Below are 21210 nucleotides of genomic sequence, written 5' to 3'. Positions count from 1 at the left end.
GCCGTTTGGCTGAACAGGAAGTTTCCCACACAAAGCGACGGTGCCAGGCGCCTGGACCGTTGGATGGGCGATGCTAGATTTTCGACCTCATTCAAAAAAGAAGAGCTGGGCATGTTCACAACAAATATGAAGTTGCTGGTGCTGGCGTGGAGTGCGTCGATGATGGTTGGCTGCGGGACCGTCACCACGGTGATGCGTGAAGATGCCGCCACCGTGAGAGCGCTCAAGGCGGATAAAACCTATTGCCAGTCCGTGCCGCGTATCTACAGTGGGGTGACGTATAACCTGTGTGTCCTGCACGGGCCGCCGAGTACGGGGAGCAGCCTGGCGCTGAATAGCGTGCCCTGGACCTTCATTGATGTGCCGCTGTCAGGCGTCATGGACACGCTCTTGCTGCCCTACACCGTCTACCGGCAAAGCGCCGACGGCAGCATCGACCTGCGCTAGCCCCTTGCCGCTAACAGCTTCCTGCTGCTTTTAAGTTATAATCCCGCCCTTTAGCTGTTTCCCGCCCGGGCGGGAGGCACACTTTTTTCAGGCGCGCTGCGCCTGCATGCAGACTAAAAGAGGCTAGACCCCAGTGGCATTGACGATTCTTGGCCTGTCCGGCGCCCTTAGCCATGATCCTTCCGCGGCCCTGTATATCGACGGCAAGCTGATTGCGGCCGCCGAAGAAGAGCGCTTCGTACGCGACAAACATGCAAAGAACCGCATGCCCTACGAGTCGGCGAAGTTCTGCCTGGAACAGGCCGGCATCAAACCGTCCGACGTTGATGTGGTGGCGATCCCGTTCGCCCCGATCAGCCTGTTCGGCGAGGCGCGCTGGCACTACGCCAAACGCTACTGGTACGCCCCGGACCGCGCGCTCGACGCGATCCTGATGGGCAATCGCCGTTACAAGCGCTATCGCAACAAGATTGTCTGGTGCCTGGAGCAACTGGGCTTCGATCCGAAGAAAATCAAGATCGAACCGGTTGAACACCACCTGGCCCACGCTTCCAGCGCCTACCACTGCTCGGGCTTCCAGGAGAAAACCGCGATCCTGGGCATCGACGGCAAGGGTGAGTACGCCACCACGTTCTTCGGCTATGGCGAAAACGGCAAGATCCACAAGATCAAGGAATTCTACGATCCGGACTCCCTGGGCGGCCTGTATGGCGCAATCACCGAGTTCCTCGGTTTCGAGATGCTCGACGGTGAGTTCAAGGTCATGGGCATGGCGCCGTATGGCGATGCCAGCAAGTACGATTTCTCGCGCCTGGCCTCCTTCGAGAACGGCGAGCTGGTGATCAACACCGACTACGCCAACGTCATCGGCCTGCGCCGTTATAAAGAGAAGGGCAAGGGGTTCTACTTCTCGCCAAAACTGATCGAGTGGCTGGGTCCCAAGCGCGAAGGCGATATCGCCGACGAGCCGTACATCCACTACGCGGCCAGCATGCAGGCGCTGTTCGAGAAACTGGCCTTGCAGATGATCGACCATTACCTGGGCGACATCCTCAAGGACACCGGCAAGCTGGCCTTTGCCGGCGGCTGCGCGCTGAACGTCAAGCTGAACCAGAAGATCATTGCCCGCGATGACGTCAAGGAGCTGTTCGTGCAGCCGGCGTCCGGCGATGCCGGCACTGCCGTGGGTGCGGCCGCCTATGTGTCCCACGCGCGTGGTGTGCCGGTGGAGAAGATGGAACACGTCTACCTCGGCCCGTCCTACAGCAACGAAGACGTGATCGCCGCCTGCGCCAAACATGAAAGCAAGCCGAACTGGCGCAAGATCGAAAACATGCCCAAGCGCATCGCCAAGATCATGGTCGACGGCAACCCGGTGGCCTGGTTCCAGGGCCGCATGGAGTTTGGTCCGCGTGCCCTGGGCGGTCGTTCGATCATCGGTTGCCCGAGCGCCACCGGCGTGGCCGACCGTATCAACCACCAGATCAAGTTCCGCGAGCGCTGGAGGCCTTTCTGCCCGTCGATGCTCGACACCGTGGCCCCGCACATGATCAAGGTCGACCACCCGGCGCCGTTCATGACCTTCACCTTTGAAGTGTCGGAAGAATGGAAGACCCGCGTGCCGGAAGTGGTGCATGAAGACGGCACCTCCCGCGCCCAGGTGCTCAAGCGCGAGTACAACCCGCGCTACTACGACATGATGAAAGAGCTGGAAGTATTGACCGGCAACGGCGTGTCCCTGAACACCTCGCTCAACCGTCGTGGCGAAGCGATGATCTGCTCGCCGACCGACGCGCTGAACATGTTCTTCGGCTCCGACCTGCAGTACCTGATCATGGAAGACATCCTGGTGGTCAAGGATGGTGTGGACCCTTATGACGCTGTGGTTTAAATGCTGAACCGCTTCCAGGGTTGGCGTGAACGTGGCTGGACGCCTGTCGACGCCGACGTTTACGCCCAGGCCTGGCAGCGTTACGGCGGCAGCGTGGCGACCCATCCCCAGGTGATCGAACGCCTGGCGGGGTTGGCGCAGATTCCGGTGCGTTACCTGGGCTGGGAGCAAGGAGGTGAACTCAAGGGGGCAATCGCCACCTGGGGACGCGACCTGGCTCTTTCCAAGGACGTGCTCAAGCGCACCGGCAAGAAGGGCCTGTTTGACCTGGGCAATGCCGAGATCATCCTGCCGATAGCCGCTGATGCGCAGGTGCCGCTGCGTCATCGTGGCCGTTATTTGTCGGCGCTGAACCAGGGGCGCGTGAGTACCCTCAAGCCCCAGGCCGAGCAATTGGCCATGGCGCGCACTCCCGAAGACCTGTCGAAAAAATTTCGCTACAACCAGCGCCGTGAATTGCGTTTGCTCGAGGAAGCGGGCGGCGTGGTGCGACCGGTCAGCGAGTTTTCCGGCGTGGAGCTGGCGGCGATTTATTGCGATCTGTTCCAGCGGCGCTGGGGCTTTCCCGCCACCGGTGCCGAGCGACTGGCCGAGGTGCTGGAATTGCTCAAGACGTTCCTGATCGGTTCGGTGCTGTTTCTCAATGACGCGCCGATTGCCGTGCAGGTGGTGTATCGCGTTCAAGCGCCCGAATGGATAAGCGTTGAGTACGTCAACGGTGGCGTCGACCCTGAGACCCGTGCGTTCAGCCCGGGGAGCGTGCTGAGCTTCCTTAATACACAAAGTGCCTGGGAACATGCGCGCGCGCAGGATTTGCCGTTGCGCTTCTCTTTCGGGCGTGCCGACCGTGAATATAAAGAGCGCTGGTGCAACCCGGTGCCGGTGTTCAGCGTATGAGCCGCAAACAGCAATTGCTCAAGCGTCATCGGCGCAACAAGCGTGTCGCGCTATTGATCTGCCTGCTGATACTGGTTGCGACCGGTGTGCTGGTCGCCTGGTGGCTGCCGCTGATCCTTGCGCTGCTGCTGTGGGTGGCTCACGAAGCCTGGTTCGCCGATCATCTGTTTTATTCGCCCAATGACGACTATCAGTACCACTTCGCCCCGAGCGGCCAGCAGGTTGGCCTGCGCCTGGATAACGGGCGATGGGTGCCGCAGACGCCGCTGGAACTGGCAGGTGACGAGACGCTGATCCTTGAAGTGCAGCTCAAGAGCGGTTGGCTCGGGCGTTTCCTTGACCCGGCGGTCGAGCTGGCGGGGGATTGTCAGGCGTTCGAGCGCGGTGTGGCGGGCAAGCGCTACCTTAATCTGACCGGTTCTGCCGCAACGCTGGCGGCGGGCGAGTTGACGCTGCGCGGCCGCTTGTGCCGCGTGGTCGGCCAGCCCAGTCTGTGGATTTTCCGTCAGCCGGATCACGCCCGTCAGCGGGTCATGGTGATCGCCCCCCACGCCGACGACGCCGAACTGGCCGCCTTTGGCCTCTATGCCCAGGCGGATGAAAGCTGGATCGTGACCCTCACTGCAGGCGAAATCGAAGCCGAGCACTATCAGCAGATGGGCTTGGCGAAAGCCGATGCCGCTCGACTCAAGGGACGCCTGCGTGCCTGGGACAGCATTTGCGTGCCGCGCTGGGCCGGTGTTCCCGAAGCACAGTGCGTGCAATTGGGCTACTTCTGCCTGCAACTGCCGGCCATGCAGGCCGCGCCGGATCAGCCCCAGGCGTCCCGCGAGGCGCAATTGGACGATACGCGGCTGTTCCGCCGGTTCAACAGCCTGGCGCTGCCCGGCGATCTGGACGGTGCACCGACGTGGGTCAATCTGATTGCCGATCTACGTGCGGTGCTGCTCAAGGCGCGGCCCGAGGTGATCGTGTTGCCGACACCGCTCCTTGACCCTCACCCGGATCATATCTGCGCCTACAACGCCGTTATCGAAGCGTTGCAAGGGCTGGAGTTGCAACCCAGCACATTGCTCGGGTACGCCAACCACCTGCATGATAACGACCGCTGGCCCATGGGCAATTCGGGCGCCGGCGTGGCGTTGCCGCCGCAGTTCGATGCGGGCCAGGTGTTCGAACCCTATTGCCGTGTGTTGAGCGTGAGCCAGCAGCAGGACAAGGCCATGGCGCTGGGCATGATGCATGACCTGCAACCCCGGCCGCCCTTCAAGCGGCGCGTGCGCCGTCTGCTGCAACAATTGCTCGCGGGTCGTTGTCCATCGCCTTACGGCGAGAATGAGTTTTTTCGCAAGGCCGTGCGCCGTCATGAACTGCTTTGGGTGCTCAAGCAGGACTGAAGTTGATTTTTACGTCGGGCTGCGCGCAGTAGCCCGATTGCCTCATGGAGCAATATGAAGCCTCGTTTCAAGGTTTTGCAGCTACAGCCGGACTACAACGTCAAACTCCATGATTTTGCTGACCTCGGTGAGCAGATCGTCAAGTCGTTGCCGGTTGAACGGTTCGAGGTCACATCGGCCTTCCTCAGTGGACGCCCCCAGCCGGGCCAGCCGCTGAGCGTGGCCGACCACTCCAAATATTTCGAATTTCCCGAGAAAGCCCTGAAGGGCATTCGTCTGCGGGCCATGTGGGAAATCTACAAGTATTGCCGTGAGCAGAAGTTCGACGTGGTCATCTGTAACCGCTTCAAGTCGGTGAACATGATGCTGGCGCTCAACCGCTGGTTGAAGATTCCCCTGTGCATCGGCATCTCCCACGGTTTCGGCGAATACGAGCGGGCCTATCGTCGGCGCCAGATGCGCCGCATGGTCAGCCCGGCCTGGCGGTTTGTCGGGGTGTCGGCGGCGGTGAGGGATTACCTGGTGGGCTTGAACTGTGGCTTTACCCACGAGAACACCACCTTTGTCACCAACGCGATCGACATCCCCCAGGCCGAGGCCTTGCAGTTGCCGCGCGAGCAAGCGCGGCAGGCCCTTGGCTTGCCTCTGGAGGCACGGATGATTGGTGCCCTGGGGCGCCTGGTGCCGATCAAGGGGCACACGCATCTGTTGCAGGCGTTTGCACGGCTCAAGGACAAATATCCTGAGGCTCAGGTGGGTATCATCGGTTCCGGCCGCGCCGAAGCTGACCTGCGGGCGGACATTGAGCGTCTTGGGCTCGTGGGGCGTGCGCATTTGCTGGGCTTTCGTGAGGACGGTCTGCAGTACGTACGTGCGTTCGATATCTGGACCATGCCGTCCCTGCTTGAAGGCTTGGGCCTGGCGTTGCTGGAAGGCATGAGCGGGCGCCTGCCGGTGATCGCCTCCAACGGGCCGGCCATGCTGCCGCTGGTTGAAGGGGCGGGCGGCTTGTCTCATGAGCCCGGCAATGTGGAGCAATTGACTGCGGCGCTCGACACTTACCTGGCCATGAGTGATGAACAGTTACGCGCCAAGGGTGAGCAGGTCTTCCGTTACCTGGAGGCAAACCACGCCTTGGCTGAGTTCCAGGGCAAGTATCTGGATTTGATCGAAACCGGTTTGAAAGAAGCAGGTAGAGCATGACAGCGCAACAACCGTTGGTCTCGGTGATTATCGCGTCCTACAACCACGCTCGGTACATCGAGCAGAGCATCCTGAGTGTGCTCGGCCAGACTTACCCGAATATCGAATTGCTGGTGATCGACGACGGCTCCAAGGATGACAGCGTCGAATGCATCCGGCGGCTGCAGGCCGAGCACGGGTTTGATTTCCAGGTGCAACACAACCAGGGGCTGACCGCCACACTGAACAACGCGCTTGCCCGCGCCAAAGGCAGCCTGATCGCGCCATTCGGCTCAGACGACATCATGCTGCCCGACCGTATCGCGACCCAGGTGGCCTACATGGAAGGCAAGCCCAGGGTGGGGATCTGCGCCGGCAACATCGAGCTGATCGACGGTGATGGCAACCTGCATCCGGAGAAAAAACAACGCCGTGATGTGCCGTTTCGCAGTCTCGACTTCGACGACATGTTCATGGACCGCAAGCCGTTTCCACCCGCGCCGACCATGTTGATCCGCCGCGAAGCGCTGGAGGAAGTCGGTGGTTTCGATCCGCTGATTCCCCTGGAAGACCTGCTGATTCAATTGAAGATAACCGCGGCGGGCTACACCATCGATGCGCTTGACGTAGTCATGGCGCAGTACCGACAGCACGCCAGCAATACCTACAAAAACCATCGCTACATGATCCAGAACATCCTCAATACCTACGCCAAGTTCAGCGATCACCCGGCCTACGATGCGGTGCGCTACAACTTCCTGAACTCGATGTTCCTCAAGACCGCCGACCGTGACCGGCCATTGGCGCGGGAGATTCTCAAGCAGATCCCGCTGAAATTCTGGGGGCGCAAGACCTTGCGTGGCTTGGTGCGGCTGTATCTGACGCCGCTGAGGAGCTGAAGACGAGGGAGGTAAAAAAGGCGACTATCACGGCAGTGATAGTCGCCTTTTTTTATCAACTGGCCGGGTTGGCCAGGCTATGTACTTGTTCGCGGAGTTTCGCCGTGGCCGTCGGGCTGGCAACCGTCGCATAGCCCTTAACCAACTGCTCGAAGTGCGTTTCGAACAGCCAGTTGCGGTCCTGCGGATAGCGCTGCATGTGACGCAAGTTACGCTGGCGCAAGGCGTAGCGCAGGGGCGAGGGGTAGATGCGCAGGTCAGCGACGTCAATCAGGCCGAACTCGCCGTCGTCCATCAGCAGCACGTTGCCCAGGTGCAGCGAGCGGAAGTACACACCGCGTTCGTGCAGTTGCGCCATGAACCGGCCGAAACGCTCGACCAGCGATTCGCGCAGGCTGCTGTCCAGGCTTTGCATGGCCTGGCGCAGGGTCAGGCCGGGCAGCGGGGTATAGGCCACGGCGCCGCTGGCGTCGGGCAAGTGGTAGAGGCCAAGGATGTGCGGGGTGGGAATGCCCAGGCTGCGCAACTGTTCGCTGTTGCTGGCAAAACGCTCGGAATACGGGTTGAAGCTGCCGGAGGTGTACCAACGGCGCGGGCGGAACAGCTTGAGAAAGCTGCCGTCTTCCAGGCGCAGGACTTTTGGCCCCAGGCCATCGGCTTCAATCACCTGGGCATTGCTGCACAGCTGGTCAAATGCCGGGCGCTTGATTGCTACTACTGGCAGTCGCAATAGACTGCCCCGGCGCCGGGCAATACTCAGGCCGGCGATCAGCGCCAGCGGAATCCACAACAGAAACCAGTGCTCTTTAGGGCGCGAAAGAATGCCGCCCCCCTCGGTCAGGCCGGCACCGACCCCGTATGCCAACAGTGATGAGGCGAGGATGAAAAGCGGTTGAGCACGGTGTCGGAAGCTGATGTAAAAACCCCAGCCGATCATGATGATCCACGGGATAAAGCCGATGATGCCGACGTAATACAGCACGCCAAGGGCAAAACTGTGAGGTTCGCGCAGGGTTTCACCCCATCCGAAGTAAAGGTAGAGCTCGGAATCGTAGCTGTGGCCAATCCACGGATGCTCGGCGATACGCTCCAGCGACAACCGCCAGAGGTCCAAGCGTGAAGAGTCGCCGCGTGCAGTGATCATTTCAGGGGCCATCACCATGACCGCCGCAAAGCCAAATGCCAGACTCGCAATCATCAGGGCCGAGCGGCGATTGGGGCTAGAGAGCGACAGCCAGAAGGCGGTAATCACCAGCGCGACCAAGGGCGTCCTTGAACCTGTCGCCAATATGGCCGCAAGCATAATGGCAAACGCTGGGGCCGCGAACCACAGGGCTTTGAGTTGACGGGTTGTTAAACAGATGAACAGCCAGTAGATAGTAAAGAAACCAAAGAGGTGAGAACTGAGCAGTGGGTTATCCAGTGCACCGCGCCCACCAATCATGCGCATTCCGGGCTCAAAACCATTGATGAAATGCGCGACGTCTAAGAAAGTGGCGACCAGCGCGATGAGCGCCGCGCTGAAGAGGATCGGCTTGAACAACTCGTTACGGTAATGCAGCAACATGCCGCAGCCGGCCAGCAGCATGAACGTATGCAGTGGTCTCTTAAAAAGATCAGTGTCGGGGTGATGCTCAGGGCTCCATAAAAGACTGGTCAACGCCCACGCTGAAAACACCACGAAAGCAAGGATTACAGGCTCGCGGAAGGCTTCCTTGAGCTCCCTTGGGCGCAAGCACAACAGCAGAAGAGTTGGTGCACTGAACAGGCCGTAATAAAACTTGTGCAGTACATTACGGTTGCCGACGAAGAACAGTGCACTCAAGAGCAACAGCAAGCCAACAGGCAAAATCCACAGGACCAGGAAGTCAAAAACGCGATTCGAGCCATAGATAAGGCGCTTGGAGTGCATACGATAGAGCCATTCCGGAAAGAGAAAGCCGACCCTCCCGAGGAGGTGGCCATGTAATGTCGCCCGCCTGATCCTGCCGGGTCGTGGCGTACGCCGGGTGCAAGTACAACAGAGAAGCTGTGCTAAAGTCAGCCTCCTTTTTCAAAACGCCGCGTGATATGACCGACTCCAGTCCGAGCGCAAGCCCTTCGAGCTTGAAAATATACTTCCGCCTGCTCAGTTACGTTAAGCCTTATATGGGCTTGTTCGCGCTGAGTATCCTTGGATTTCTGATTTTCGCGTCGACCCAACCGATGCTGGGTTACATCCTCAAATACTTCGTCGACGGCCTTTCCAATCCCGAAGCCGTGCTGTTTCCGACCGTGCCGTTCCTGCGCGACCTGCAGTTGCTGCAGGCGGTGCCGCTGCTGATCATTCTGATCGCGGCCTGGCAGGGCCTGGGCTCATTCCTGGGCAACTACCTGTTGGCCAAGGTCTCCTTGGGCCTGGTCCACGATTTGCGCGTGCAGTTGTTCAACAACCTGCTGACGCTGCCTAACCGTTACTTTGACAACCACAATTCCGGGCACCTGATTTCCCGCATCACCTTCAACGTGACCATGGTCACGGGGGCGGCGACCGATGCGATCAAGGTGGTGATCCGCGAAGGCATGACGGTGATCTTCCTGTTTGCCTCGCTGCTGTTCATGAACTGGCGCCTGACGCTGGTCATGATTGCCATCCTGCCGTTGATTGCCGTGATGGTCAGCACGGCCAGCAAGAAATTCCGCAAGCAGAGCAAGAAGATCCAGGTGGCCATGGGTGACGTGACCCACGTCGCCTCGGAAACCATCCAGGGTTACCGCGTGGTGCGCAGCTTCGGTGGTGAGGTCTATGAAGAGAAGCGTTTCCTCAAGGCCAGCCAGAGCAATACCAACAAGCAACTGCGCATGACCCGCACCGGGGCGATCTACACCCCGGCGCTGCAACTGGTGATCTACTCCGCGATGGCGGTGCTGATGTTCCTGGTGCTGTATCTGCGCGGCGATGCGTCGGCCGGCGACATGGTGGCCTACATCACCCTGGCCGGCCTGTTGCCCAAGCCGATCCGCCAACTGTCGGAAGTCAGCTCGACCATTCAGAAGGGTGTGGCCGGTGCCGAAAGCATTTTCGAACAGCTGGACGAAGAGGTGGAGGTCGACCACGGCACCCTCGAACGCGACAAGGTCAGCGGTCGCCTGGAAGTGCGCAACCTGAACTTCACCTACCCCGGCACCGAACGCCATGTGCTCAAGGACATCTGCTTTACCGCCGAACCCGGGCAGATGATCGCCCTGGTGGGGCGTTCGGGCAGTGGCAAGTCGACCCTGGCCAGCCTGATCCCGCGGTTTTATCACCATGAGAGCGGTGAAATCCTGCTTGATGGCATCGAGATCGAAGACTACAAACTGCTCAACCTGCGCAAGCACATTGCCCAGGTCACCCAGCATGTGACCCTGTTCAGCGACACCGTGACCAACAATATCGCCTATGGCGACCTGGCCGGCGCGCCACGCGAAGACGTTGAAGCGGCGGCGACGGATGCCAACGCCAAGGACTTCATCGACCAGTTGCCCAAGGGCTTCGATACCCAGGTCGGCGAGAACGGGGTGCTGCTTTCCGGTGGCCAGCGTCAGCGCCTGGCGATTGCCCGTGCGCTGCTCAAGAACGCACCGGTGTTGATTCTCGACGAGGCCACCTCGGCCCTCGACACCGAGTCCGAGCGGCATATCCAGGCCGCGCTGGACAAGGTCATGCAGGGGCGCACCACGCTGGTGATTGCACACCGCTTGTCCACCATCGAGAAGGCCGACCTGATCCTGGTGATGGACGACGGGCGCATTGTCGAGCGCGGCACCCATGGTGAACTGCTGGCGCAGAACGGCTACTACGCGCGCCTGCATGCCATGGGCCTGGATGCGCCAGTAGCGGCCGACATCACCTGATCCAACAGGCGCCACGGCTCGAATGTGGGAGGGGGCTTGCCCCCGATGGCGGCCTCTGGGCCGACCAGGATGTTGGGTCGGACCGGGTACATATCCGTTTCTGCGGTAACGGCTGCTATTGGTTCCGCCCTGACGGCGGGTCACTTTGGAAAAGCCCCAAAGTAACCAAAGGGCTCTTGCCCCACCACTCGGCACCTCGCCCAGGCTCGGTGTGCCCGAACGCAGGCTTGAATTCGTGGGCCGCCGCAATGGGCCATCCATGGCCCAGTGCGGCTAACCCGGCGTCCTGCCGGGTTACCCACGAATTCAAGCCTGCGTTCGGCCAGCGTGGTTTAACGGGGCGCCTAAGATCAAGATCAAAAGCACGGCGGCCTTAGAGCCGACCGGTATTCTGGTCGACCCCGGTCCAAATGTGGGAGGGGGCTTGCCCCCGATGGCGGCCTCTGGGCCGCCGCAATGGGTCATCCCTGGCCCGGTGCGGCTAACCCGGCGTCCTGCCGGGTTACCCACGAATTCAAGCCTGCGTTCGGCCAGCGTGGTTTAACGGGGTGCCTAAGATCAAGATCAAAAGCGCGGCGGCCTTAGAGCCGACCGGTATTTTGTGTCGACCCCGGTCCAAATGTGGGAGGGGGCTTGCCCCCGATGGCGGCCTCTGGGCCGCCGCAATGGGTCATCCCTGGCCCGGTGCGGCTAACCCGGCGTTCTGCGGGTTATCCTCGGATTCAAGCTTGCGCTCGGCCGCGTGGTTTCAAGGGGCGCCTAAGATCAAGAGCGACTCGCTGCGCATCGTGGTTAGCGTTGGGCGTCATAGAGTTGTGTAGATACCTATGCCATCGGGGACTTGCCCCCTCCCACATTTGCCCTGCGGTGGGCGCAAGCCGTCGCAAACCCTGTGCTAATATCGCGCCCCTGTTCATTTTGTATGTGGGTTGCTCCATGAAGTTGTCCATGCCGCGATTCAATCAAGCCCCTGTCTTGGTGGTCGGCGATGTCATGCTCGACCGTTACTGGCATGGTGGTACCTCACGGATTTCCCCTGAGGCGCCGGTACCGGTGGTCAAGGTCGAGCAAATCGAAGACCGTCCAGGTGGCGCTGCCAACGTTGCCCTCAATATTGCCGCGCTCGGCGCCCCGGCCTCCCTGGTGGGTGTGACCGGTGACGACGAAGCCGCCGACAGCCTGGCCAACAGCCTGCGCGGTGCCGGCGTGCGCGCGTTGTTCCAGCGCATCGCTCATCAGCCGACCATCGTCAAGCTGCGGGTCATGAGCCGTCACCAGCAATTGCTGCGTATCGATTTCGAAGAACCCTTCGCCACCGACGCCCTGGCCCTCGGTGACCAGGTCAACGCGTTGCTCGAAGGCATCAAGGTGCTGGTGTTGTCCGACTACGGCAAAGGCGCCCTGAAGAATCACCAGGTGCTGATCCAGGCCGCCAAGGCCCGCAACATTCCGGTGCTGGCCGATCCCAAGGGCAAGGACTTCTCGATTTATCGGGGCGCCAGCCTGATCACGCCCAACCTCAGCGAGTTCGAAGCGGTCGTCGGTGGTTGCGCCGATGAGCATGAACTGGTCAGCAAGGGCGCGGCGCTGATGGCCGACCTTGAACTCGGTGCCCTGTTGGTGACCCGTGGCGAACATGGCATGACGCTGCTGCGTCCCGGCCACCCGGCGATGCACCTGCCGGCGCGTGCGCGGGAAGTGTTCGACGTCACCGGCGCCGGTGATACGGTGATTTCCACCCTGGCCGCGTCCATCGCCGCCGGCGAGGAACTGCCCCATGCCGTAGCCCTGGCCAATCTGGCGGCGGGCATTGTGGTGGGTAAACTGGGCACCGCGGCCATCAGCGCCCCTGAGTTGCGTCGCGCCATCCAGCGTTCCGAAGGTTCGGAGCGCGGTGTGCTGGGGCTCGAGCAATTGCTGCTGGCGATTGACGACGCACGCGCCCACAACGAAAGCATCGTGTTCACCAACGGCTGTTTCGACATCCTGCACGCCGGTCACGTGACCTACCTTGAGCAGGCGAGCGCCCAGGGCGATCGCCTGATCGTCGCGGTCAACGATGATGCTTCCGTCAGCCGCTTGAAAGGCCCGGGCCGACCGATCAACAGCGTCGACCGGCGCATGGCGGTCCTGGCCGGGTTGGGTGCGGTGGACTGGGTGATCAGCTTTTCTGAAGGCACCCCGGAAAACCTGTTGGCCCAGGTCAAGCCTGATGTGCTGGTCAAGGGCGGTGACTATTCCGTCGACCAGGTGGTCGGTGCGGACATCGTCAGCGCCTACGGCGGCACCGTCAAAGTGCTGGGGTTGGTAGAAAACAGTTCGACCACGGCCATCGTCGAGAAAATACGTAACAATGAATAACGCTGATAAATGGGTGTTGATCACCGGAGGCGCAGGCTTTATCGGTTCGCATTTGGTTGACGCGTTGCTCGCCAAGGGCTATTCGGTGCGGGTGCTGGATAACCTGTCTACCGGCAAGCGCAGCAACCTGCCCCTGGATGACCCGCGCGTGCAACTGGTGGAAGGTGATGTGGCCGACGCCGAGCTTTTGGCTCAAGTGGTCGTTGGCGCGTCGGCGGTGGTCCACCTGGCGGCCGTGGCGTCGGTCCAGGCATCCGTGGACGATCCGGTCAGCACGCACCAGAGCAATTTCATCGGTACCTTGAATATCTGCGAAGCCATGCGCAAGGCCGGCGTGAAGCGTGTGGTGTACGCTTCCAGCGCAGCGGTCTACGGCAACAACGGCGAGGGTGCCTCCATCGACGAAGAGACGACCAAGGCGCCGCTGACACCCTATGCCTCGGACAAATTGGCCAGCGAGCACTACTTCGACTTCTACCGTCGTGAGCATGGCCTGGAGCCGGTCATTTTCCGCTTCTTCAATATCTTCGGTCCGCGCCAGGACCCGTCATCGCCGTATTCCGGTGTGATCAGCATTTTCAGCGAGCGTGTGCAGCAGGGCCTGCCCATTGCCGTGTTTGGCGATGGCGAACAAACCCGTGACTTCATGTATGTGGAAGACCTGGTGGATGTGCTGGTGCAGGCCATCGAGTTGCCGACTATTCCCGCAGGGGCAATCAACGTCGGTTGGAACCACGCCACTACGCTTAAGCAGGTGCTGCAGGCACTGGAGCAAGTGGTGGGCGCATTGCCGGTCATTACTTATGGACCGGCGCGCCTGGGGGATATTCGCCATTCGCGGGCCGACAATCGGCGCCTGCTGGCAAGCTTCACCCTGCCTGAACCTACCCCGTTGAAGGTCGGCTTGGAGCGCTTGCTCAAAGGCTGAGCCGCACGCCGATAGCGATATCGGGTGTGCGTCAGCCCCTGGCTTTTTTCTTCGGCACGATCTTGCGCAGCATCTGCTGCGCCTTGCCGGTCAAGCGCTTGAGCTTTGACTCTTTTTCCGGCTGTGCCAGGCCTTGCTGCCTGAGCCAGTCCTTCCAGCGAATCCGCTCATCACGCACCAGCCAGCCGTCCTGCCGGGCGAAGCTTTCGGCCAGGTACAAACCCCGTGTGCTCGCTGGATACAGTTGGTCCTTCTTGACGGTGTACAACTCGGCAAGGGGCTCGCCGTCCTTGAGCGGCATCAGGTACAGGTCCGGACGCTTGCGATCCAGGCGTGCGACCAGTTGGTCACCTTCCAGGCGCTCATCCACATGGAACAGGCTCAGGGACTTGGCTTCCTTCGGCACTTCCAGGCGCAGGTCGTAAATCAGCTGCAGTGACGCCGTCGGCAGGTGCACATAGGCCCGTGGACGCTCGATCAGCTGGGTGGTGGCGCAGCGCACCGGACGCGCGGCGCCGGACAGCGGGCTCAGGCGAAACGGCAGGGCTTCACGGTAATGCAGCGCGGCGGAGTAGGGCGCCGGCAGCCAGGTATCGTTGAAGCGCCCGCCGAGCCAGCCTTCAGGGGTTTCCAGCAGGCATTCCTCTGCAATTTCCTGAATAGCCGTGTGCAGCGGCAGGTTCAGTTCATGGGCGGGGACGTAGCCGGAGATCAGCTTGAGCACCACGTCGCCGCGATCCTGGCGACGCTGGCGTACCAGCACCCAGTAATCCTTGTTTTGCCAGTGCAGGGTCAGGCGCACCGAGACGCCGAGGTTCGCCAGTTCCAGGGCGAAGCGTTCGGCGTCCGGCACCTCGACCGGCTTGCGCCGTTGCAGGGTCTGGGCGAAGTTGAGCGGCATGCCGACGCTCTGGTAGCTCAGGCCTTCGGGGGTGGCTTCCACGTGCAGCGGCAGTGTCTTGAAGTTGCTGGGGTTCTTTCTTATGAGCGTACGCGGCATGTCGGCTCCTTTGTGCGACGGGGTCGGCCGCGTGGGCGGCATCAGAGTTGACGGATGACTCGGGCAGCGGTTGCCACGTTATGGGCCAGGTGCAGCGGATTGATGGTCCCGACAATAGCACTGGCGACGCCCGTTTGCGCAAACAACAACGTGAAACTCGCCTGAATTGGATCCATTCCAGGCGCCAGGCATACGTGGCCGCTGGCCAGGGCTTTTTTCACCAGGATGCCCTTGCCATGGGCCGCCGCGTAATCAATGACGGCTTTTTCGGCCTGTTCGTTCAGATTGTAAGTCACCATGGCGCAATCACCCTGCTCCAGCGCCTTCACGCCGCCTTCAACGGTCTTGCCGGAGAAGCCGAAACCGCGGATCTTGCCCTCTTTTTTCAACTCCGCCAGGGTCTGGTAAACCTCGCAGTCGTTGAGGATGTGCAGGTCGTTGCCATCGGAGTGCACCAGCACCAGATCGATAAAATCCGTTTCAAGTCGTTTCAGACTGCGCTCGATCGACATCCGCGTATGGGCGGCGCTGAAATCGTGGCGGGACATGCCGTCCTCGAATTCTTCGCCGACCTTGCTGACGATCACCCAATCCTTGCGCTGGTCACGCAGCAGTGGCCCCAGGCGCTCTTCGCTGCGGCCGTAGGCGGGTGCGGTATCGATCAGGTTGATGCCCAACTGGCGCGCCTGGCGCAGCAACATTCGCGCCTCGTCGTCATTTGGAATCTGAAAGCCGTTGGGGTATTTGACCCCTTGGTCGCGACCCAGCTTGACGGTGCCCAGGCCCAGGGGCGACACCAGCAGGCCGGTGCTGCCGAGGGGGCGATACAGTTCGTGCAGGGTTGGCAGGCTCATGGCAACAGGTGCTCCCAGGCGGGTTGGCCGATCGCGGGTTTGGGCAGGTCGGGCAGGGGGTCGCTGGCGCCTGGGCGGATGCCGGCGCGTTCCAGGCTGTCGATGACCCGGTCGGCAAAGTCCGGCGCCAGGGCCAGCTTGGTCGGCCAGCCCACCAACAGGCGGCCCTGTTCGGCCAGGAAGGCATTGTCGGGACGGCTCAGGCCTGATTGCAGTGGCTCGGCGCGTTCGACGCGCAAGGTGGCCCACTGGGTCTGGCTCATGTCGATCCATGGCAACAGCTGAGCGAGTTCTTTCTGCGCGGTGGCAATTTGCTCTTGCGGCGTGCGGGCCACGCCATCGGCCTCGGCGATATCGCCGCCGATGTACCACACCCAGTTGCCGTCTGCGGCCGGGTGCGTGGTCACGGTCAGGCGCGGCTTGGTACCGCCGCCCAGGCAATGGGCATACAACGGCTTCAGGCCCGGGCCTTTGGCGAGGATCATGTGCAACGGGCGGGTTTGCATCGCCGGCTGGCTCAAGCCCAGGGCCGCCAGCAGATCGGCGGTGCCCGCGCCGGCACTCAATACGATGCGCTGAGCGCGGATTTCGCGGCCATCGACCGTCAAGCCCACCAGCGTGTCGCCTTCGCGCAGCGGTTCGATGTGCTGGCCCGCGAGCAGACCGTCACCGGCCAGGTGCGCCAGGCGTTCAATCAGGCTGGGCACATCCACCACCAATTCTGCCAGGCGGTAGACCTTGCCCTTGAAGCGACGATCCTGCAGCGCGACCGGCAGTTCGTCGCCCTTGACCTGATCGACACGGCCGCGCACGGCCTTGCTGGCAAAAAAACTGGTGAGATTGCCGGCGAGGGTGCCGGGGGACCACAGGTAGTGGGCTTCAGAGAGCAGGCGCACGCCGGACAGGTCCAACTCGCCATTGCCGGCCAGGGCTTCACGCCAGCGACGCGGCATGTCGGCAATCGCTTCGGAGGCGCCGGTGAGGGCGCCGTGCAGGGCGTATTTCGCACCGCCGTGAATGATTCCCTGGGACTTAACGCTTTGCCCGCCACCCAGGGTCGCGCTTTCCACCAGTACCGTGGAAAACCCCTGGCGGCGCAGGCGCGCATTGAGCCAGAGGCCGGCAACCCCGGCGCCGACAATCAGAACGTCGGTGGAAATAACGGATGGCATCGGCGACCTCAATGTTCAAGACAAGGGGCGCAGTATACAGGCTGTTGAGGGGCGGTCAGTGACCCGCGGTTTTCGAGAACAGCTGAATCACCACCACGCCCAGCACAATCAGTCCCATCCCCAGCATGGCCGGGATATCCAGCTTCTGCCCGTAGATGAACAGCGCGGCAATGCTGACCATCACGATGCCCATGCCGGCCCAGACGGCATACGCCACGCCGACCGGCACGGTGCGCACAACCAGCGTCAGCATCCAGAACGCGATGCCGTAACCGACGATCACCAGCAACAGCGGAATCGGTGTGCTCCACCCCTTGATGGCTTTCATGGAAACGGTCGCGATCACCTCCGAGCAGATGGCGATGGCCAGGTAACAGTAGGCGGCGTTCATGGTGCAATCCTCAAGGTGGAGCGGGTTTGATAGGTCGGCATTCTAGAGGTTCAACAGATGGGGTAAAGTCATTACCTATCCGAATTGAAGATAGGTTAAGCCATGAGCGTGCAGTGGGATCTGGAACAGATGCGCCTGTTTGTCAGCGTCGCCGAACAGCGCTCGTTTTCCGCCGTGGCGCGTGGGCAGCGCAAGGCGCAGTCGGCCGTCAGCACCGCGATCGCGATGTTGGAGGCGGACCTGGGCGTCAGCCTGTTCGCGCGTAGCAGTGGCCGTCAGCCGCGCCTGACCGAAGCCGGCAGTGTGTTGCTGGAGGAAGCGCGTGAAGTGCTGCGCCAGTGCGAGCGCCTGACGGGGCGGGCGCTGTCGCTGACCCGTGGCGAGGAAGCATGTCTGCGCCTGGCTCAGGACGAGGCGATGTTGTTCCAACCGGTGCTCGACAGCCTTGCGGCGCTGGCGGTGCGCTATCCATTGCTGGAAGTGCAGTTGTCCAGCGCAGCGCAAGGCGATGTGGCGCGCAAGCTGGTGGAACGCCAGGCCGACCTGGGTCTGTTGTTCTATCACGACCAGATTCCCGAAGCCCTTGAGCGGCGGGTGGTGGGCAGTGTGGAGATGGTCACGGTGTGCGGTGTCAATCACCCCATGGCCAGGGAGCAGTACGTGGACTGCCAACGGTTGGCGCAGTATCGCCAGTTGCTGATGTCGACCCAGACCAGCGTCTACCCCGGCAGTGAAGCCGCCAGCCCGCAGGTATGGCGGGCCGACAGCTTCTATGTGTTGGCCGAATGGGTGATGAGCGGCCTGGGTTGGGCCTGGTTGCCACGGCACATCGTGCAATATCCCACCTATCAACAGCAGATGGTTGAACTGCGCAGCGAATGGACCCCGCCGGCGCTGGTGGTGGAGTTGGTGTGGCGTCGCGATGAGCACCTCGGGCCTGCGGCACGCTTTGTGGCTGAACGTTTTGCCGAGTGCTTGCAGGCGATCGACTGAAAAAGCCGATAAACTCCGCCGCCATGAATAGAACTCTCTACACCTGTCTGTTTTACCTGGCGCTGCCGTTGGTGGCTTTACGTCTGTGGCTGCGCGCGCGCAAGGCGCCGGCCTATGCCAAGCGCGTGGGCGAGCGATTTTCCTATGGCTTGCCTGTGATGCAGCCGGGTGGGATCTGGGTGCATGCGGTGTCGGTGGGCGAAAGCATTGCCGCCGCGCCGATGATCCGGGCCCTCCTGGCGCGTTACCCGCAGTTGCCGATGACCGTCACCTGCATGACGCCCACCGGTTCCGAGCGAATCCAGGCGCTGTTTGCCGATGAACCGCGCGTCCAGCATTGTTATCTGCCGTACGATTTGCCCTGCGCTGCCCGGCGTTTTCTTGACCGAGTACAGCCAAGGCTCGCAGTGATCATGGAAACCGAATTGTGGCCTAACCATATTCACGCCTGCGCCCAACGCGGTATTCCGGTGGCCCTGGCCAACGCGCGATTGTCGGCACGCTCGGCCAAGGGCTATGCGCGTTTCGCCAGACTGACCGCGCCGATGCTGGCCGAAATGAGCTGGTTCGCCGTGCAGACCGAAACCGAGGCCGAGCGTTTCCGCAGCCTGGGCGCGCGACCTGAAACCGTTGAAGTCACCGGCTCGATCAAGTTTGACCTGACCATCGACCCCCAACTGCCGGAACGCGCCGCCGCCTTGCGCGAACAATGGGGCGCCGGCGAACGCCCGGTGTGGATCGCCGCCAGCACCCACGAGGGCGAAGACGAAGTCGTGCTCGACGCCCATCGTCAGTTGCTGGCCAGCTATCCCAATGCGCTGCTGATTCTGGTGCCCCGTCATCAGGAACGCTTCGGGCCAACGTTCGATCGGTGCGTGCAGCAAGGCTTTGCTACCGTGCGGCGCTCCAGTGGCGAAGCGGTCAATGCCGATACTTCAGTGCTGCTGGGCGACACCATGGGCGAGTTGCTGTTTCTCTACGCGTTGGCCGACAGCGCCTTTGTCGGCGGCAGCCTGGTACCGACCGGCGGGCACAATCCGCTGGAGCCGGCGGCGCTGGGCAAGCCGGTGATCATGGGGCCGCACCTGTTCAACTTCCTGGAAATCAGCGCGATGATGCGCGAGGCCGGGGCGTTGCGCGAAGTGGATGACGCAGAAGGTTTGGCAGAAGCGGTGCGCCAATTGTTCGAGCTGCCGCGGGATGCGCGCAGGATGGCAGAGGCGGGATTGAAAGTGATGCAGGCCAATCAGGGAGCGCTTGAGCGTTTGCTGGACGGACTGGACAGGTTGATGACTCACTGATTCAACACAATTCAAATGTGGGAGGGGGCTTGCCCCCGATAGCGGTGTGTCAGTCACCCAACAGGTTGGCTGACCCACTGCCATCGGGGGCAAGCCCCCTCCCACATTGGTTTATGGTGTTTTCAAGAACCCGGGCGGGCCTTGAGCTGCTCGGCGGCGGCCTTGGCCAGGTCCGGTGGCAGGAAGTCTTTATCCGGGTTGTAGTCGGCTTTCAAGTAGCGCGTCAGGTCCTGCAGATCCCCCGGGTTCAGCGTGCCCGCTGCCTGCTTCAAGCGCAGGTTGTCGAGGATGTAGTCGTAGCGGCTGTTGTTGTAGTTGCGCACCGACGAGTAGAGCTGGCGCTGTGCGTCCAGCACGTCGACGATATTGCGCGTGCCCACCTGATAGCCGATTTCCGTGGCTTCCACCGCGCTTTGGTTGGAGATGATCGACTGGCGGCGTGCTTGCACCTGTTCCACATCGGTGTTGACGGCGCGGTGCAGGTTACGGGTGTTTTCCACCACCTGGCGGCGCAGGCCTTCGCGTTGCTGCTCGGACTGATCGAGACGTGAATAGGATTCACGCACTTGCGAGCTGGTGAGGCCGCCGCTGTAGATCGGGATGTTCAACCGCAAGCCGATGGTGCGTTGCGACACATCGCCACCATACGGGATGGGCAACTGGTTCGGGTTGCTGAACCCCAGGGCATCGTTGTCACCTTTTTCGTATTGCGCAACCGCATCGAGCGTCGGCAAGTGGCCGGCCTTGCGCTGCCTGAGGGTTTCCTCGGCGGCTGTCACTGCGTAATTGCTGGCCAGCAGGTTGAGGTTCTGGCGCCCGGCGGTTTCGACCCAGGCCTTGGCGTCGTTCGGCGCCGGCGGCAGCACCGGCAGCGTATGGACGATGCCCTGGATCGAGTTGTACTGGCGGTTGGTCAGGGTGATCAGCGCCTCGAAGGCGTCGTCCACCTGGCGCTGGGCCACGATGCGGTTGGCGCGAGCGGTGTCGTAGCTGGCCTGGGATTGCAGCACATCGGTCTTGTCCGACAGGCCCACATCGAAGCGCTCATTGGACTGGTCGAGCTGGCGTTTGAAGGCATTTTCTTCGGCCTTGGTGGAGGCCAGGTTGTCTTGCGCGCGCAGGACTGCAAAGTAGCTCTCGGCACTTTGCAAAATCAGGTTCTGTTCACTGGCCGACAGTTGCAGCGAGGCTTGCTCGCTGACGGCTTCGGCGGCTTGCAGCTGGAACCAGCGATCGGCGCGAAACAGCGGCTGGCTCAGGGTGGCGCGCCAGGAGTGCGCGTCGCGGCTGGCAGTGGCGGCGGGCTGGTCGATCTGGGTGCGCACGTTGTTACTGTCGGCGCCGGCCGACAGGTTCGGCAGCAAGCCTGCGCGCGCCTGGGGCACCACTTCTTTCTGCGCGCCATATTGAGCGCGGGCAGCGGCCAGGTCGGCGTTGTTGCTCGCCGCTTCCTGATAGACGCTGACCAGGTCGGTGTTGGCGGACAAGGGCGCTTCAGCTGCCCAGACCATTCCATTGGTCGCACAAGACACGGCAATTGCCAGTGAAAGTTTGCGCAGCATGAGGCGATCCCTGAGTAAATATTACGATGATAATTTATTGCCCAAGGCTACGGTGGCAA

The 21210-nt window shown here is 61.7% G+C and carries 17 protein-coding genes; 11 read left to right on the top strand and 6 right to left on the bottom strand.

The window, feature by feature from the left end; all coding sequences use genetic code 11:
- Positions 1 to 111 precede the first annotated feature (111 nt).
- The 6 genes from J1G34_RS00430 to J1G34_RS00405 all read left to right on the top strand — a co-directional run bounded on the left by J1G34_RS00430 (position 112) and on the right by J1G34_RS00405 (position 6713).
- Positions 112 to 447 carry a YceK/YidQ family lipoprotein gene (locus J1G34_RS00430; RefSeq protein WP_122737299.1) on the top strand — a complete coding sequence of 112 codons (336 nt, stop codon included), beginning with the start codon at positions 112 to 114 and terminating at the stop codon, positions 445 to 447.
- Between the two features lie 133 nt (positions 448 to 580).
- Positions 581 to 2338, top strand: a complete 1758-nt coding sequence (locus tag J1G34_RS00425) for a carbamoyltransferase family protein (RefSeq protein ID WP_065886565.1) — start codon at positions 581 to 583, stop codon at positions 2336 to 2338.
- Positions 2339 to 3235 carry an antimicrobial resistance protein Mig-14 gene (locus tag J1G34_RS00420; protein ID WP_222993011.1) on the top strand — a complete coding sequence of 299 codons (897 nt, stop codon included), beginning with the start codon at positions 2339 to 2341 and terminating at the stop codon, positions 3233 to 3235.
- Positions 3232 to 4632 carry a PIG-L deacetylase family protein gene (locus tag J1G34_RS00415; protein WP_222993009.1) on the top strand — a complete coding sequence of 467 codons (1401 nt, stop codon included), beginning with the start codon at positions 3232 to 3234 and terminating at the stop codon, positions 4630 to 4632. Before J1G34_RS00420 ends, J1G34_RS00415 begins: the two co-directional genes overlap by 4 nt.
- A 54-nt stretch (positions 4633 to 4686) precedes the next feature.
- Entirely contained in the window at positions 4687 to 5835 is a 1149-nt protein-coding gene (locus J1G34_RS00410; RefSeq protein WP_065894455.1) for a glycosyltransferase family 4 protein, read from the top strand.
- Positions 5832 to 6713: a glycosyltransferase gene (locus tag J1G34_RS00405; protein WP_222993006.1), complete on the top strand. Its 882-nt coding sequence runs from the start codon at positions 5832 to 5834 to the stop codon at positions 6711 to 6713. Before J1G34_RS00410 ends, J1G34_RS00405 begins: the two co-directional genes overlap by 4 nt.
- A 55-nt stretch (positions 6714 to 6768) precedes the next feature.
- On the opposite strand, the gene J1G34_RS00400 is transcribed toward J1G34_RS00405, so the two are convergent.
- Positions 6769 to 8625 carry a bifunctional O-antigen ligase/aminoglycoside phosphotransferase family protein gene (locus J1G34_RS00400; RefSeq protein ID WP_222993004.1) on the bottom strand — a complete coding sequence of 619 codons (1857 nt, stop codon included), beginning with the start codon at positions 8623 to 8625 and terminating at the stop codon, positions 6769 to 6771.
- A gap of 158 nt (positions 8626 to 8783) precedes the next feature.
- Between J1G34_RS00400 and msbA the strand changes: the two genes are divergently transcribed.
- The 3 genes from msbA to J1G34_RS00385 all read left to right on the top strand — a co-directional run bounded on the left by msbA (position 8784) and on the right by J1G34_RS00385 (position 13878).
- Positions 8784 to 10589, top strand: coding sequence for a lipid A export permease/ATP-binding protein MsbA (gene msbA / locus J1G34_RS00395; protein ID WP_065886559.1), 1806 nt, complete (start codon positions 8784 to 8786; stop codon positions 10587 to 10589).
- 936 nt (positions 10590 to 11525) lie between these two features.
- Positions 11526 to 12950 (top strand): bifunctional D-glycero-beta-D-manno-heptose-7-phosphate kinase/D-glycero-beta-D-manno-heptose 1-phosphate adenylyltransferase HldE, encoded by a 1425-nt coding sequence (gene hldE, locus J1G34_RS00390; RefSeq protein ID WP_065886558.1) that lies wholly within the window; start codon positions 11526 to 11528, stop codon positions 12948 to 12950.
- Positions 12943 to 13878, top strand: coding sequence for an NAD-dependent epimerase/dehydratase family protein (locus J1G34_RS00385; protein WP_065894463.1), 936 nt, complete (start codon positions 12943 to 12945; stop codon positions 13876 to 13878). Before hldE ends, J1G34_RS00385 begins: the two co-directional genes overlap by 8 nt.
- A gap of 31 nt (positions 13879 to 13909) precedes the next feature.
- Here the strand turns inward: J1G34_RS00385 and J1G34_RS00380 are convergent, their stop codons facing one another.
- Genes J1G34_RS00380 through J1G34_RS00365 form a run of 4 tightly spaced genes read right to left on the bottom strand, consistent with a single transcriptional unit; the run spans position 13910 to position 17295 of the window.
- Complete coding sequence (locus J1G34_RS00380; RefSeq protein ID WP_065886556.1) at positions 13910 to 14878, bottom strand: metal ABC transporter ATPase; 969 nt, start codon at positions 14876 to 14878, stop codon at positions 13910 to 13912.
- 41 nt (positions 14879 to 14919) lie between these two features.
- On the bottom strand, positions 14920 to 15732 hold the full coding sequence (locus tag J1G34_RS00375; protein WP_065894465.1) for an aldo/keto reductase: 813 nt from the start codon (positions 15730 to 15732) through the stop codon (positions 14920 to 14922).
- Positions 15729 to 16904 (bottom strand): NAD(P)/FAD-dependent oxidoreductase, encoded by a 1176-nt coding sequence (locus J1G34_RS00370; protein ID WP_065894467.1) that lies wholly within the window; start codon positions 16902 to 16904, stop codon positions 15729 to 15731. The genes J1G34_RS00375 and J1G34_RS00370 overlap by 4 nt, the downstream gene beginning before the upstream one ends.
- Before the next feature lie 55 nt (positions 16905 to 16959).
- On the bottom strand, positions 16960 to 17295 hold the full coding sequence (locus J1G34_RS00365; RefSeq protein ID WP_057724331.1) for a DMT family transporter: 336 nt from the start codon (positions 17293 to 17295) through the stop codon (positions 16960 to 16962).
- Positions 17296 to 17397: 102 nt separating this feature from the next.
- On the opposite strand from J1G34_RS00365, the gene J1G34_RS00360 reads away from it, so the two are divergent.
- Positions 17398 to 18288 carry a LysR family transcriptional regulator gene (locus J1G34_RS00360; protein ID WP_065937255.1) on the top strand — a complete coding sequence of 297 codons (891 nt, stop codon included), beginning with the start codon at positions 17398 to 17400 and terminating at the stop codon, positions 18286 to 18288.
- A gap of 23 nt (positions 18289 to 18311) precedes the next feature.
- Positions 18312 to 19589 (top strand): lipid IV(A) 3-deoxy-D-manno-octulosonic acid transferase, encoded by a 1278-nt coding sequence (gene waaA / locus J1G34_RS00355; protein WP_222993002.1) that lies wholly within the window; start codon positions 18312 to 18314, stop codon positions 19587 to 19589.
- A gap of 122 nt (positions 19590 to 19711) precedes the next feature.
- Here waaA and J1G34_RS00350 read toward each other — a convergent pair whose 3' ends face one another.
- On the bottom strand, positions 19712 to 21151 hold the full coding sequence (locus J1G34_RS00350; protein ID WP_065886551.1) for a TolC family outer membrane protein: 1440 nt from the start codon (positions 21149 to 21151) through the stop codon (positions 19712 to 19714).
- Between the last annotated feature and the right edge of the window lie 59 nt (positions 21152 to 21210).

The sequence above is a fragment of the Pseudomonas sp. Wu6 genome, from assembly GCF_019891515.1.
In the GTDB taxonomy this organism is placed as follows: domain Bacteria; phylum Pseudomonadota; class Gammaproteobacteria; order Pseudomonadales; family Pseudomonadaceae; genus Aquipseudomonas; species Aquipseudomonas orientalis_A.
The sequence above is the reverse complement of the archived record's forward strand: the minus strand, read 5'-3'. Positions and strand labels throughout refer to the sequence as shown.